This is a genomic window from Phenylobacterium sp. Root1290 (genome assembly GCF_001425305.1).
Taxonomy (GTDB): domain Bacteria; phylum Pseudomonadota; class Alphaproteobacteria; order Caulobacterales; family Caulobacteraceae; genus Phenylobacterium.
This window is the reverse complement of sequence record NZ_LMEE01000003.1, coordinates 183,070-196,779: the sequence shown is the minus strand read 5'-3', so window position 1 is coordinate 196,779 and position 13,710 is coordinate 183,070. Positions and strand designations below refer to the sequence as shown.

The window sequence follows — 13,710 nt, the reverse complement described above, 5'->3', positions numbered from 1 at the left end:
CGTGAATGCACAGGCGACAACGCCATTGCCGGCCAAACATAACAATGTTTTTTATACCCGATAAGGTACGCTGGCAGGCCTGGGACGAGCAGAAAAGCGTGAAGACTCCCGGCCGCCGAACCACGTCTAAACGAAGCGATGTACGCAGGAGCTGATGTGGTCAGCCGACCGGGGTGGGGGAGCCAAAACACTCTGGACTTGATCCAAGTCGATCTTTCCAGGCCGGTCCCAACAGGGCTTGCAGAGTGTCTATCGCCCGATGAACTCGCCAGGGCGCAGTCCTTCGGCTTCGACCATCTGCGGCGGCGTTATCTGACGGCGCACCTCGCGCTTCGAGACGTCCTGTCCAACCACCTAGCCTGCCCGGCCGCTGACGTGTCGTTCGTCAAGAACGCGTGGGACAAACCCAGCATTCCTGACGGGCCGTATTTCAGCCTGACGCATTCGGACGATCTTGCGGTGATCGCCGTCGATCACGATCATGAAATCGGAGTGGATCTGGAGACCGGATCGCTTGTGTTGACCCGCGAGGAGATGGCCGGCGTCCTGTCGCCCGACGAACTCGAGGAAAGCGGCGAACGCGATCTTTCGGAGGCAGACTTCCTGCGGCTTTGGGTCAGGAAGGAAGCGGTTCTAAAGTCTCTCGGCAAGGGGACGGCCCACGATCCTTCACGCCTTACAGTCGGCTTCCATGCGGTCGACTTCGACCGATGGCGGGAAGTTTCGACCGTCGATGACGGCGACCGGCATGTCTTTCATGTACTCGATATTCGCATGGGCACCGTGAGCTGCGCCGTAGCGCGGCGCGATCAACCCCTGTCTATGGGGCCCCTTGCGTTCAGGCGCTGGACGCCGCCATGGTCGTCGTCAGGCCAGGAAGACGCAGCGATCGACACAAAGTCCCTCGCCTAGAACGCCTCGCCTGCTGCGCACGACATTCATTAGGCCACCTTATTAGGGAATGCCGATTGTAGCGGCTAATCGCGCATCGCCGCCCGTCCTATCTTCATCGTCGAGAGCCAACGCACTTTCGACGCGAAAAAGCGGACGACGCGATGAACGCCAAGAACGACCTGTCCCGCCGGATCATGCTGGCCGCGCCCGCGATGCTGTCGCTGGCGGCCGGAACGACGGCCTGCGCCGACGGAGCGGAGACGCAACGTGGCGCCTCGAACACCCTGGTCGCCTACTTCACCCGATCAGGAAACACCCGGGTGATCGCCGGGACGATCCAGCGGATGCTGGGCGCGGACCTGTTCGAGATCCGCGCGGCCCAGCCCTATCCCGAGGACTATGAGGCCACTGTCGAACAGGCTCGCCGCGAACGCGACGGCGGCCGTGAACCCGCGCTCGCCTCGACCGTTCCAGAGATTGCAGCCTACGACACGGTCTTTCTCGGCTTTCCGATCTGGGGCGAAACCGCGCCGCCGGTGATCCGCGCCTTCCTGCGGGCTCATGATCTGGCGGGAAAGACGGTCCGCCCCTTCATCACCCATGGCGGCTACGGCCTGGGCTCAAGCCTCGTGGTCCTGAAGGACCTGGCGCCGAGCGCCAAAATCGAACCGCCCTTCTCCATGGAGGCCGATCAGGAGCGCCGTACGCTCAACCAGGTCAGGTCCTGGCTCGGCGCAGCGCAAACCCGATGACCGCTCTCCTGCAAAAGACAACGACGCGCGATGGCTCGGCTGGTCCGGCCGCCGAACGCTCAGACTGACCGATACGTCACGTCGCATCAGCGCTTTGTCCATCGCTGACCCGAGCTAGGAAAGACAACCATGGCCACCACCACTCCGACCGTGACGCTGAACAATGGCGTCGAGATGCCCATCCTGGGTTTCGGCGTCTTCCAGGTGCCCGATCCCGCCGAATGCGAACGAAGCGTTCGGGCCGCAATCGACGTCGGTTATCGGCTTCTCGACACCGCCGCGTCCTATGGCAACGAGGAAGCCGTAGGCGCGGCCATCAAGAGCCATGGCCTTGACCGCAACCAACTGTTCATCACCACCAAGCTGTGGGTGCAGGACGCCAGCTACGAGGGCGCCAAGGCCGCGTTCGAGCGCTCGCTGAACAAGCCCGGTACGACGGTCATGGCGCACATGGCGCAGAACACCGGCGCCGCGGCGATACAGTTCACACCGGCCGAACTGGCGGATCTCAATTCAGCGGTACGGGCGATGGAGGTCCGGGGACAGCGACTGCCGGACGCGGTCCTCGTTCACTCGGGCCGCGAAGCGCCGCCGCAGCGCTGACGGCGCAAGCGCGTTCGGCCGCACCCGTGAGCCGGATCCAGAACCGTCGCCGAATTCGAGAGATCGAATTGGAGCGGGCGATGGGATTCGAACCCACGACATTCAGCTTGGGAAGCTGACGCTCTACCCCTGAGCTACGCCCGCGCAGGTCTTGCCGGCGCCGATGCGGCGGGGCTGACCAAGGCTCACCATCTATCTGCTCCAGGCGCGCCGCTCAAGCCGCTGCGATAGGCAACGCGACATTCCACCCTGGGGTGCGAACACGGCGAAATCCCGCGGACAAGGCGCATCTCAAGCGCGCGTAACACTCGCTATGGTTAAGTTTTTACAATTTTTCATGGTGAACGCGCGCTAACGACGTTGCGCCAAATGGTCGCAGCGGCTTATGTGCGCGCTCCAATAGCGTCGATTGGATTTTCACAATGCTCGGTAGTGTTCCGGGCCGGCGCCCAGTAAGCTTGGAGTACCCTATGAAGAAGCTGTTTGTCGGGGCCGCGCTCGCCGTCTCGATGTTGGCCGCCGCGCCGGCCGCCAACGCCGCGCAATACATCAACCTGACCGCCCCGGCCGCCGACGGTTCGATCACCGGCATGTTCGGCGACACCGCCGTCGCCGGCGGCGCGTTCTCGCACGTGTTCGACTTCGTGTTCCCGACCAACGGCGCCGGCGGCGCCACCATCAGCTCGATCCTGACCCTGGGCGCCCCGTCGACCAACATCAACTTCACCTCGGTGAAGCTGAACGGCGTCGACCTCGACCTGGTCTCGAGCGGCAATATCGAGTTCCGCTCGCTGTTCAACCTGCCGATCCTGGCCGGCGCGCAGAAGCTGGAAGTCGCCGGCTGGAGCGGCGGCAACGGCTCGTACAGCGGCACCCTGACCTTCGGCTCGGCGGTTCCGGAACCGGCGACCTGGGCGATGATGATCATCGGCTTTACGGGCGCCGGCGTGGCGATCCGCGCCAACCGCCGCAAGGGCGCCCTGGCCACCGCCTAAGCGACCACGACGGTACGACATTCGGACCCGCCGGCCCGCGCCGGCGGGTCCTTTTGTTTTGACGCCCCCTCGCCTTCGCCGCACGATGGCGGAAACAAGATATGAGGGAGGCCGCCATGGCCGACGGCGAAATTCAGACCCAGGCCAAGTTCACGGCCATGACCGACGGCACCCAGGAAGACTGGATGGCCATCGTAAAGGCGGCGGGTCCGTTCAACCGCGAACTCCCGGATCGGCTGATCGGCCATCTCAACATGCTGAAGGGCGACGACGGCGGCTACCCGGTCGACCGGCTCGAGCACTCGCTGCAGACGGCGACGCGGGCGTTCAAGGACGGCCGCGACGAGGAATACGTGGTCTGCGCGCTGATGCACGACATCGGCGACATCCTGGGCCCGGCCAACCACGCCGAGATCGGCGCGGTGATCATGAAGCCCTACGTGTCGGAGCGGAACCACTGGATGCTCGACAAGCACGGCATCTTCCAGGGCTACTACTTCTTCCACCACCTGGGTCTGGACCGCGACATGCGCGAGCAGTTCCGCGGGCACCCGGACTTCGAATACACCGCGCAGTTCTGCCATCTCTACGACCAGAACAGCTTCGATCCGGCCTACGAGTCGATGCCGCTGGAAGCGTTCGAGCCGATGTTGCGCCGGGTGCTGGCCGCGCCGAAGCGCTCCATCTATCGGCGCGAAGAGGCGTAGGAGCCTCTACAGGCAGTTGGTCCCGGACAGCCGCTGCGCGGCTTCCGGGATGGGCTAGGCGTCCATGTCCAGCGAGTAGCCGGCCGAACGCACGGTGCGGATCGGGTCGGCCATGGCCTCTTCGCGGTTCAGAGCCTTGCGCAGGCGGCCGACATGGACGTCGACGGTGCGGGCCTCGACATAGACGTCCGAGCCCCAGACGGCGTCCAGCAGCTGCTCGCGGCTGAACACGCGGCCCGGATGCTGCATCAGATAGTCCAGCAGGCGGAACTCGGTCGGGCCGAGGTGGATCTCCTTGCCGGCGCGCTTCACCCGGTGGGCGACGCGGTCGATCGTCAGGTCGCCGATGTGCACGCGGTCCTCGGCCAGGCCCGGACGGATCCGGCGCAGCACCGCGCGGATGCGGGCCGACAGCTCGCTCATGGCGAACGGCTTGACGATGTAGTCGTCGGCGCCGGTGTCCAGGCCGCGGATCCGGTCGCTCTCCTCGCCGCGGGCGGTGAGCATGATGATCGGAACGTTGCGGCTCTCAGAGCGCTGGCGCAGTCGGCGGCAGACCTCGATGCCGGAGATTTTCGGCAGCATCCAGTCGAGGATGATGATGTCCGGCAGGCGCTCGGACACCAGGGTCAGGGCCTCCTCGCCGTCGGCGGCCACGACCACGTCGTAGCCTTCCTTGTCGAGGTTGTACTGCAGCAGGGTCGAGAGGGCGTCTTCGTCCTCGACCACCAGAATAAAGGGCGTCAATTCAGCGGACTCCTTGAGGCGAGCGCGCGTCAGGCGCGCAGCGCATCAGTCTTCGGTCGTTCGGCGGAGATCATCTCTTCGCCGGTGATTTCGTAGTGGATGATCTCGGCGATGTTGGTGGCGTGATCGCCGATACGCTCGAGGTTCTTGGCGACGAACAGCAGATGGGCGCAGGCGGTGATCGTGCGCGGATCGCCCATCATGTAGGTCAGCAGCTCGCGGAACAGGCTGTTGTAGTGCTCGTCCACCTCGTCGTCGCGCGACCAGACGGCCAGGGCGCGGTCAAGGTCCGAACCGGTGTAGGCGTCCAGAACGTCCTTCAGGCGGCCGGCCACCAGACGGCCCATCCGCTCGATGGAGCGGGTAAGCGGGCTGATCGGCTCGGCCTCGTTGAGGATCAGCGTGCGCTTGGCGATGTTCTTGGCCAGGTCGCCGCAGCGTTCGAGATTGGAGGCGATCTTCATCGCCGCCACCGTCTTGCGCAGGTCGTTGGCCATCGGCTGACGCAGGGCGATCAGGCGGATCGCCTTGCGCTCGATGTCGGCTTCCAGGACGTCCAGCCGCTCGTCGCGGCCGACCACGGCCTCGGCCAGGGCCTGGTCGCGCTTGACGACCGCGTCCAGCGCGTCGCCGACCTGGGCCTCGGTAAGCCCGCCCATCCGCGCGCAGTCGGCGGTGAGGGTGTTCAGCTCGTCTTCGTAGGATTTGACGATGTGCTCGTTCATGTCCCTGCCCCTAGCCGAACCGGCCGGTGATGTAGTCCTGGGTGCGGCTGTCGCGCGGGTTGGTGAAGATCTCGCCGGTGGGACCGGCCTCCACCAGCTTGCCCAGGTGGAAGAAGGCGGTCTTCTGCGACACCCGCGCGGCCTGGGCCATCGAGTGGGTGACGATGACGATGCAGTACTGGTTGCGCAGCTCGTCGATCAGTTCCTCGATACGCGCGGTGGCGATCGGGTCGAGGGCCGAGCAGGGCTCGTCCATCAGGATGACTTCCGGCGAGACGGCGATGGCGCGGGCGATCACCAGGCGCTGCTGCTGGCCGCCGGAGAGGCCGGTGCCGGGCTGATGCAGGCGATCTGCGACCTCAGCCCAGAGGCCGGCGCGCTTGAGCGAGGATTCGACGATGCCTTCCAGCTCGGTCTTTCCCGACGCGATGCCGTGGATGCGCGGGCCGTAGGCGACGTTCTCGAAGATCGTCTTCGGGAACGGGTTCGGCTTTTGGAAGACCATGCCGACGCGGGCGCGCAGCACCACCGGATCGATGGAGCGGTCGTTGACGTCCTCGCCGTCCAGCTCGATGCGGCCGGTGACCTTGCAGCCCGGAATGGTGTCGTTCATCCGGTTGATCGAGCGCAGGAAGGTCGACTTGCCGCAGCCCGAGGGGCCGATCAGGGCGGTGACGGAGTTCTCCGGAACGTCGAGGGAGACGTCGAAGAGCGCCTGCTTCTCGCCGTAGAAGACGTTGACGTCGCGGGCGCGGATCTTCACCGGCGCCGCGGGCAAGGCCGCGTGCTGGCGGTCGACCGCGATGTGGACGGGGGCGGTGGTGTCGTGAGCCATGGCGTCATCTCGCTGGCTGGGCATGGGAAACCTCGGGATCAAGCTCATCGCCTCACCACCGCCGCTCGAAGCGGCGTCGAACAAGGATGGCCGCCAGGTTCATGATGATCATGAAGACCAGCAGCACGATGATGGCGGCGGCGGTGCGCTCATGGAAGCCGCGCTCGGACGCGTTCTCCCAGATGAACACCTGAACAGGCAGGACGGTCGCAGCGCCGGTGAAGCCTTCCGGCACGCCCGGCACGAACGAGACCATGCCGATCATCAGCAGCGGCGCGGTCTCGCCCAGGGCGTGGGCCAGCGACAGGATCGCGCCGGTCATCACGCCGGGCATGGCCAGCGGCAGGACATGGTGGAACACCGTCTGGGTGCGCGAGGCGCCGACCCCGAGCGCGGCCTCGCGGATCGAGGGCGGGACCGCCTTCAGCGCCGAGCGGGTGGCGATGATCACCGTGGGCAGCGACATCAGCGCCAGCACCAGGCCGCCGACCAGCGGCGAGGAGCGCGGCACGGCCATCCAGTTGATGAACACCGCCAGGCCGAGCAGGCCGTAGACGATGGAGGGCACGGCGGCGAGGTTGTTGATGTTGACCTCGATCAGGTCGGTCCAGCGGTTCTTCGGCGCGAACTCTTCGAGATAGGTCGCCGCCAGCACCCCGATCGGGATCGCCAGAGTGGCGGTGACCAGCAGCATCATCATCGAGCCGACGATGGCGCCGAGCACGCCGGCCTGCTCCGGCTCGGTCGAGTCCGAGCGGGTCAGGAAGCCGGTGTTGAAGCCCGAGGTGACCGCGCCCGAGGCCTTCAGCTTGTCCATCCAGTCGAGCTGCTGGTTGTCGAGCTTGCGCTCGTCCTCAGGCGTGGCGCGCTGGATCTGGCCTTTGAAGTAGAGCGCGGCGTCGGACTTGACCGGACCGCTGACGGTGATCGTCTTGCCGATCAAGCTCGGGTCCTCACGCACCATCTTCAGCAGCTGGAAGCCGAGGTCGTTGGACATGATCTCCATGACCTTGCCCGACTTGTTCCCGAACTCGTCGTCGGTCTCGCCCAGCTTGGCGAGCACGGAGTTGGCGACCATCAGGTCGTAGTTGGCGCCCGTCGGATCGGCCTTGTCGATCTTGCTGGCGTCCAGGTGAACCGGCACGGCGATCTGGTAGTCGATGAAGGTCGAGTACCCCTGGGTCACGATCCGGCCGAGCAGGACCGCCAGGAAGGCCAGCGCCACGATGATGGCCATGCGGCCATAAAGCCGGAAGCGCATCTCCTGGGCATGACGCTTCTTCAGCCGCGCCTCGACAGTCTGGCGCAGGTTGGTCGCGGGGGTCGGGAGGGCGGCGTCAGTCATACTGTTCCCGGTACTTCTGGACGATGCGCAGGGCGATGATGTTCAGCATCAGGGTCACCGCGAAGAGGGTGAGGCCCAGGCCGAAAGCCGACAGCGTCTTGGGGCTGTCGAACTCCTGGTCGCCGGTGAGGAGCGTAACGATCTGGACGGTCACGGTGGTGACGGTGTCCAGCGGATTGAGGGTCATGCGGGCCTGGAGGCCGGCGGCCATGGTCACGATCATGGTCTCGCCGACCGCGCGGGAGACCGCCAGCAGCAGGGCGGCCATGATCCCGGGCAGAGCCGCCGGCAGGACGACCTTCTTGACCGTCTCGGAGCGGGTGGCGCCCATGGCCAGGCTGCCGTCGCGCAGCGACTGCGGCACGGCGTTGATGATGTCGTCGCTGAGCGAGGAGACGAAGGGGATCAGCATGATCCCCATCACCGCGCCGGCGACCAAGGCCATCTGGTTCTGCACCTGCATCAGGTACTGGGCGAGGCCGTCGAAGCTGCCGCCGGCGAGCTGGGCGCCGATCCAGTTGAAGAACGAGCGGAACAGCGGCCCCACCGTCAGGGCGGCGAAGAAGCCGTAGACCACGGTCGGGACGCCGGCGAGGATCTCGAGCAGCGGCTTGACCACCGAGCGGGTCCAGGAGCTGGCGTACTCCGAGAGATAGATCGCCGAGAAGAGGCCGATCGGGGCGGCCACCAGCATGGCGATCAGCATGATCAGGAAGGTGCCGACGAACAGCGGCACGGCCCCGAAGGCGCCCGCGCCGGCGAACTGGTCGGCGCGCATGGCGATCTGCGGGTTCCACTCGGTTCCCAACAGGAACTCATGGATCGGCACCGCCTGGAAGAAGCGCCAGCTTTCCCAGACCAGCGAGGCGATGATCCCCGCCGTGGTCAGGATGGCGGTCACCGAGCAGACGATGAAGAGACCGGCGATCCAGCCCTCCACCTTGTTGCGGGCCCGGAACTGCGGCGAGATGCGCGGATAGGCGATAAAGGCGCCGGCCAGGGCCAGGATCGCGCCGAGGCCGATCGAGCCATACTGGATCAGGTTGCTGATCTGGTTGGACTGGGCGGCCTTTTCGTCCAGGGCGGTCTTCAACGCCCCGTCGTAGACGGTTTCGCTGGGCATGCCGCCGCGGGCGATGGCGCGGGCGTCGTCAAAGAAGACGTCCTGCTGGGGCGCGGTCAGTTGCTGAACCGCGGCCGGCGGATCGACGCGCAGCAGGCCCGCCTCAAGCCGACCGCCGAACATCGCGAACAGCAGGATGAACAGGGCGGCCGGCACGCCGACCCAGAGGGCGGCGTAGCTGCCGTAATAGCCGGGCAGAGAATGAAGAAGCGCAGGCTTGCCAGCCGTCGTGGCCACCGCGCGGCGGCGGCCGGCCATGAAGGTGGCCAGCGAGAACAGCAGCAGCGCCGTCAGGGCGATCCAGGTGAGCATCGAAGGTCCATGCCGTTGCGCGAGCCGGACATGGAGGCTGATTTCGCCCCCTGCCCGCCCGGGCTGGAAAGTGCCCGCCTTATGCTGTCCGCCTGCGACAGTTCGATGACAGTTTCATTACGATGTCGGACGCCGCCCTATCACATCCGTCAGCTAGGCGCGGCGACGGGAACTCCGCACCCTCTTCCCAGGATAGGCCGCACGCGCACGACAGAGGCGCGGCGCCGGAGGAGGAAGACACAATGCCAGGACAATTCAGCCTGCGCGGACTGTTGGCGCTGGGCGTCAGCACGACCGCGCTGTTCGCAGCCGCGCCCGTCGCGGCCCAGAGCCCAGGACAGGGCGCCACCGAGATCGAGGCCGTGGTCGTCACCGCCCAGCGCCGCGAGGAGACCGCGAACTCCGTCGGCATGGGGATCCAGGCGGTGACGGGCGAGACGCTGGAGAAGCTCCACGTCACCAACGTCAAGGACTTGAGCACCTTCGCGCCGAGCTTCAGCGTCTCGCAGAGCTATCAGGGGGTGCCGACCTACACGCTGCGCGGCATCGGCTTCAACACGATCAACATGTCGGCCACCTCGACGGTGGGCACCTATACCGACGAGGTCGCCTACGCCTATCCGATGATGAACACCGGGCCGATCTACGACCTGGACCGGGTCGAGGTGCTGAAGGGGCCGCAGGGCACGCTGTATGGCCGCAACACCACCGCCGGCTTGATCAACTTCGTCACCCGCAAGCCGACCGAGGACTTCCAGGCGGCGATCACCGGCGAGATCGGCAACTACAAGACCCACAACTTCGAGGGCCATGTCAGCGGGCCGATCGCCGATCGCATCCAGGGCCGCCTCGCCTTCCGCACGGAGGACAGCGACGAGGGCTGGCAGATCAGCAACAGCCGCGGCGAGCGGCAGGGCGAGGTCCATCGCTACGGCGGGCGCGCCTCGCTGGCCATCCAGCCGTCGGATACGGTGTCGATCGACGCCTCGCTGACGGCCTGGCGCAACAAGTCCGACACCGTGGCCGCCCAGGGGATCGGCTTCACTCCCGCCACTACCGGCAGCCCGTTCAACGCGCCGGGTCTGGCCGCCTACATCGCCGCCAACGCGCCGACCAGCGCCGATCAGGCCGACTGGGCGCCGCTGGCCGTGCGCTCGGCAGACATCGGCGTCGGCGCTGGCATCGGCGGCCCGCTGCGCGAGAACAACGACTTCTACGCCGGCAAGGTGAAGATCGCCTGGAACCTGGGCGGCGACATGCAGCTGGTCTCGCTGACCAACTACAACAAGCTCACTCGCGACGCGAAGTTCGACTGGAGCGGCGCGCCCTACGAGATCCTGATCCAGCACGCCAAGGGCGACATCGAGTCGATCGGCCAGGAAATCCACCTGGAGGGCTCCAGCGAGAACACCTTCTGGCTGCTCGGCGGCTACATCGCCCGGGACCGCATCCTCGACTCCAACCGCACGCTGCTGGGCCAGAACGCCAACGTCACGCTGATCCGCACAGTCGGCCAGCCGCTGCTGGCGACGCCGTTCAACTCGGGCGGCTACACGCCGCTGCAGCTGAACCAGTCGTTCCGGACCTATGAGGACATCGGCCGTATCGAGACCGACACCTGGAGCCTGTTCGCCAACGGCGAATACCGGTTGAGCGAGGCGTTCAAGGTGACGGCGGGCATCCGCTACACCCAGGACAAGCAGGACTACCAGGGCTGCTCGCGCGACGTGAACGGCAGCATGCTGCCCAACGTCAACGTCGTGAACCGGGCGCTGTTCTTCGGCGCCTACGGGATGGTGGCGCCGATCACCCAGGGTCAGTGCAACACCTTCGACCCGGCGACCCGCAGCTTCGGCCTGGTGACCTCCACCCTGGACGAGGACAACGTCGCCTGGCGCCTCGCCCTGGACTGGACGCCGGCCGAGGGCGTGCTGGTGTTCGGCTCGATCTCGCGCGGGGCCAAGGCCGGCGCCACGCCGATCAATGCCGCCAACATCTCCACCCAGAACGCACCGGCGACGCAGGAACTGCTGACCGCCTATGAGGTGGGGCTGAAGGCCTCGCTGTTCGAGCGCCGCGTCCAGGCCAATGTCAGCGCCTTCTATTACGACTACGAGAACAAGCAGCTCAGCGTCTACTTCGCCGACCCGATCTATACGGCCCTGGCGCGGCTCGCGAACGTGCCGGAGTCCGAGGCCTACGGCGTCGACGGCGAGGTGACCTGGCGCGCCACGGCGGGGCTGACCCTGATCGGGTCGGCCACCTTCCTGCACACCGAAGTGAAGAACTATGTCGGCATCAACGCCGCCGGCCAGCCGACCGACTTCGACGGCAAGCCCTTCCTCTACAGCCCCAAATTCCAGGGCGGCCTGACGGCGCTCTACAGCCGCGACCTGACGCAGAACCTGGGCATCCAGGCGGCGATCGCCGGGCGCTATCAATCCAAGTCGCACGCCGACCTGGAAGGCGATCCGCGGTTCGTGATCGAGGACTACGGCGTGCTGAACGCCAGTCTTGGCCTGCACGCCCTGGACGACCGTTGGGAGCTGTCGGTCTGGGGCCGCAACCTGACCGACGAGTATTATTGGAGCGCGGTGAGCAGCAACGCCAATGTCGTGGTCCGCTTCCCGGGCCAGACGCGCACCTACGGCGCCTCGCTGACCTTCAAGTTCTAGAACCGACTTTTCCCCGCCAACTGATCCCCGGGCCCGCGCCCGGGGATTTTTGTACGCGGGCCGCGCCGTCGATTGATTGCTTGCATATTAAGACCTAACCTCCGCGGCAAGGGAGAGACACGCATGCAATCCAATGAAGTCCTGGCGTTCGCCGAACGGTTCGTCTCGGCCATCGAAGGCGGCGACGTCGAGGCGGTGCGCGCCTGCTACGCGCCCGATGCGAAGATCTGGCACAACAACGACGGCCTTGAGCAGACGGTCGACCAGAACATCAAGGTGCTGAACTGGTTCATGCGCAAACTGCCCGACCGCCAGTACCGGATCGTGCGTCGCGAGGCGCTGTCCGACGGGTTCCTGCAGCAGCACGTGCTGGAGGCCACCCTCCCCGACGGCCGCCCATTCAAGATGTCGGCCTGCTGCGTGATCCGGATGAAGGACGGCGTCATCACGCGCCTGGACGAGTACATCGACTCCGCCGAGGCCGCCGCGCTGAACGGCATCTGAGCCGTCAGGCGGCCGGGGCTTCCTCGGCCTTGGCCAGCGGGAAGTAGGCCGTGAAGGTCGCGCCCTCGCCCTGGACGCTCTCGACCGCCAAGCCGCCGCGGTGGCGGTTGACGATGTGCTTGACGATGGCGAGGCCAAGCCCGGTGCCAGAGCGTTCGCCGCTCTTCTGGCCCTCGACGCGGTAGAAGCGCTCGGTCAGGCGCGGCAGGTGCTCACGGGCCAGGCCGACCCCGGCGTCAGAGACGCGCAGCGCCGCATAGAGGTCGGAGGCGCGATCCGGCGTCAGCAGCGAGAAGCGCGAAGCGCGCGCATCGCCGACTGCGGCGGCGGCGGCGGCCGACACTCGGTTGCGCAGCGAGACCCGAACGGCCTGGCCGGACGGCGTGTACTTGATCGCGTTGTCGACCAGGTTCTGGATGACCTGAATGATCTGGTCGCGGTCACCGGCCACCAGGACCTGCCCGCGCGCTGGCAGGTCGATCGGCTCAAGCCGGACGCCGCGGTCGCGGGCCAGCGGTCCCAGCGAATCCATCACGTCCATGATCGCCATGATCAGGTCGACCTCGCCATGCGGGGCGATGTGCTCGTTCAGTTCGATGCGGCTGAGCGAGAGCAGATCGTCGATGAGCCGCGACATCCGCTCGGCCTGGGCCTGCATGATCGAGAGGAACTTCTCGCGCGCGCCGGGATCGTCCTTGGCGTGACCGCGCAGGGTCTCGATGAAACCTGACAACGAGGCCAGCGGCGTGCGCAGCTCATGGCTGGCGTTGGCCAGGAAGTCGGCCCGCGTGCGTTCAGCCCGGCGGATGTCGGTTTCGTCGCGCAGCACCAGCAGAGCCAGCGGCGCGCCGTCGGGCGCCTGTCCAACGGGCTTGGCGATGGCCCGCATGACGCGTTCCTGGGCGCCGCCCATCTCATACACAGCCTGGGCCTCGGTCTGACCGAACAGCGCCTCATCGACCGCTTCGAGCACGTCGGGGTCGCGGATGACTGTCACCAGCATCCCTGCGTCATATTGTATCCGCAGAGTTTCCCGGGCGGCGGCGTTAACCAGCACGAAACGCCGCCCTGTGAGGTCATCTGGCTCATGGGCGGCGATCACCAGAACTGGGTCCGGCAATGCGTCGATGAGGCTCGCATACGGCGGGGCGTCCTCGTGCGCGGGCCTGTCGAAGGCGTTGGCGGCCGGAACCGCCAGCCCGACGCGCTCGGCCACGTGCCAGGCGGCCAAGCCGGTGACGCCGCAAACCACCAACAGCATCCATGACACCGCCTGCGCACTGGCGCCGACCAGCAGGGCGAATCCGAGGATGGCCACGACACCAGCGGCCCCGGCCGTCAGGACAGGACCGACCGGGCCGAGCCAGGCCGGCGGACTTAACCGCGAAGACGACGGCGAAAGCGCCAAGGCGAATCGATCCTGCAACACAACGACATACGAAGCCCGACCCTTATGTCACCGGGATGACAGCGACCCAAGCGCGAGGCTGCGG

The 13,710-nt window shown here is 66.4% G+C and carries 13 protein-coding genes and 1 tRNA gene; 7 read left to right on the top strand and 7 right to left on the bottom strand.

Features of this window, described 5'->3' with window-relative positions; translation table 11 throughout:
- The first annotated feature begins 198 nt into the window (after window positions 1-198).
- The 3 genes from ASC79_RS15615 to ASC79_RS21370 all read left to right on the top strand — a co-directional run bounded on the left by ASC79_RS15615 (window position 199) and on the right by ASC79_RS21370 (window position 2,249).
- The gene (locus ASC79_RS15615; protein ID WP_162244298.1) at window positions 199-912 is read left to right on the top strand and encodes a 4'-phosphopantetheinyl transferase superfamily protein; all 714 of its coding nucleotides are present in this window, start codon (window positions 199-201) and stop codon (window positions 910-912) included.
- 143 nt (window positions 913-1,055) lie between these two features.
- Window positions 1,056-1,646 (top strand): flavodoxin, encoded by a 591-nt coding sequence (locus ASC79_RS15610; protein ID WP_056022533.1) that lies wholly within the window; start codon window positions 1,056-1,058, stop codon window positions 1,644-1,646.
- Between the two features lie 129 nt (window positions 1,647-1,775).
- Entirely contained in the window at window positions 1,776-2,249 is a 474-nt protein-coding gene (locus ASC79_RS21370) for an aldo/keto reductase (protein ID WP_200937211.1), read from the top strand.
- A 69-nt stretch (window positions 2,250-2,318) separates the two neighbouring features.
- Here ASC79_RS21370 and ASC79_RS15600 read toward each other — a convergent pair.
- Window positions 2,319-2,393 (bottom strand) — tRNA-Gly (locus tag ASC79_RS15600).
- Window positions 2,394-2,719: 326 nt separating this feature from the next.
- On the opposite strand from ASC79_RS15600, the gene ASC79_RS15595 reads away from it, so the two are divergent.
- Window positions 2,720-3,244, top strand: coding sequence for an FxDxF family PEP-CTERM protein (locus tag ASC79_RS15595; RefSeq protein WP_056022536.1), 525 nt, complete (start codon window positions 2,720-2,722; stop codon window positions 3,242-3,244).
- A gap of 116 nt (window positions 3,245-3,360) precedes the next feature.
- Window positions 3,361-3,951 (top strand): HD domain-containing protein, encoded by a 591-nt coding sequence (locus tag ASC79_RS15590; RefSeq protein ID WP_056023658.1) that lies wholly within the window; start codon window positions 3,361-3,363, stop codon window positions 3,949-3,951.
- 54 nt (window positions 3,952-4,005) lie between these two features.
- Here ASC79_RS15590 and phoB read toward each other — a convergent pair whose 3' ends face one another.
- From phoB to pstC, 5 genes are read right to left on the bottom strand one after another with little or no spacing between them, the layout of a single operon-like run.
- Window positions 4,006-4,698 (bottom strand): phosphate regulon transcriptional regulator PhoB, encoded by a 693-nt coding sequence (gene phoB / locus ASC79_RS15585; RefSeq protein ID WP_056022538.1) that lies wholly within the window; start codon window positions 4,696-4,698, stop codon window positions 4,006-4,008.
- 29 nt (window positions 4,699-4,727) lie between these two features.
- Window positions 4,728-5,423 carry a phosphate signaling complex protein PhoU gene (gene phoU / locus ASC79_RS15580; protein ID WP_056022542.1) on the bottom strand — a complete coding sequence of 232 codons (696 nt, stop codon included), beginning with the start codon at window positions 5,421-5,423 and terminating at the stop codon, window positions 4,728-4,730.
- 10 nt (window positions 5,424-5,433) lie between these two features.
- Window positions 5,434-6,258, bottom strand: a complete 825-nt coding sequence (gene pstB, locus ASC79_RS15575) for a phosphate ABC transporter ATP-binding protein PstB (protein WP_156378422.1) — start codon at window positions 6,256-6,258, stop codon at window positions 5,434-5,436.
- Window positions 6,259-6,310: 52 nt separating this feature from the next.
- Complete coding sequence (gene pstA, locus ASC79_RS15570; protein ID WP_056022554.1) at window positions 6,311-7,603, bottom strand: phosphate ABC transporter permease PstA; 1,293 nt, start codon at window positions 7,601-7,603, stop codon at window positions 6,311-6,313.
- A complete protein-coding gene (pstC, locus tag ASC79_RS15565; RefSeq protein ID WP_056022560.1) occupies window positions 7,596-9,038 on the bottom strand; it encodes a phosphate ABC transporter permease subunit PstC in 1,443 nt (480 codons plus the stop codon). The genes pstA and pstC overlap by 8 nt, the downstream gene beginning before the upstream one ends.
- A 242-nt stretch (window positions 9,039-9,280) precedes the next feature.
- On the opposite strand from pstC, the gene ASC79_RS15560 reads away from it, so the two are divergent.
- Complete coding sequence (locus tag ASC79_RS15560) at window positions 9,281-11,713, top strand: TonB-dependent receptor (RefSeq protein WP_056022562.1); 2,433 nt, start codon at window positions 9,281-9,283, stop codon at window positions 11,711-11,713.
- 123 nt (window positions 11,714-11,836) lie between these two features.
- The gene (locus ASC79_RS15555; RefSeq protein WP_056022565.1) at window positions 11,837-12,217 is read left to right on the top strand and encodes a nuclear transport factor 2 family protein; all 381 of its coding nucleotides are present in this window, start codon (window positions 11,837-11,839) and stop codon (window positions 12,215-12,217) included.
- Window positions 12,218-12,221: 4 nt separating this feature from the next.
- Here ASC79_RS15555 and ASC79_RS15550 read toward each other — a convergent pair whose 3' ends face one another.
- Complete coding sequence (locus ASC79_RS15550; protein WP_056023661.1) at window positions 12,222-13,625, bottom strand: ATP-binding protein; 1,404 nt, start codon at window positions 13,623-13,625, stop codon at window positions 12,222-12,224.
- Window positions 13,626-13,710 lie beyond the last annotated feature (85 nt).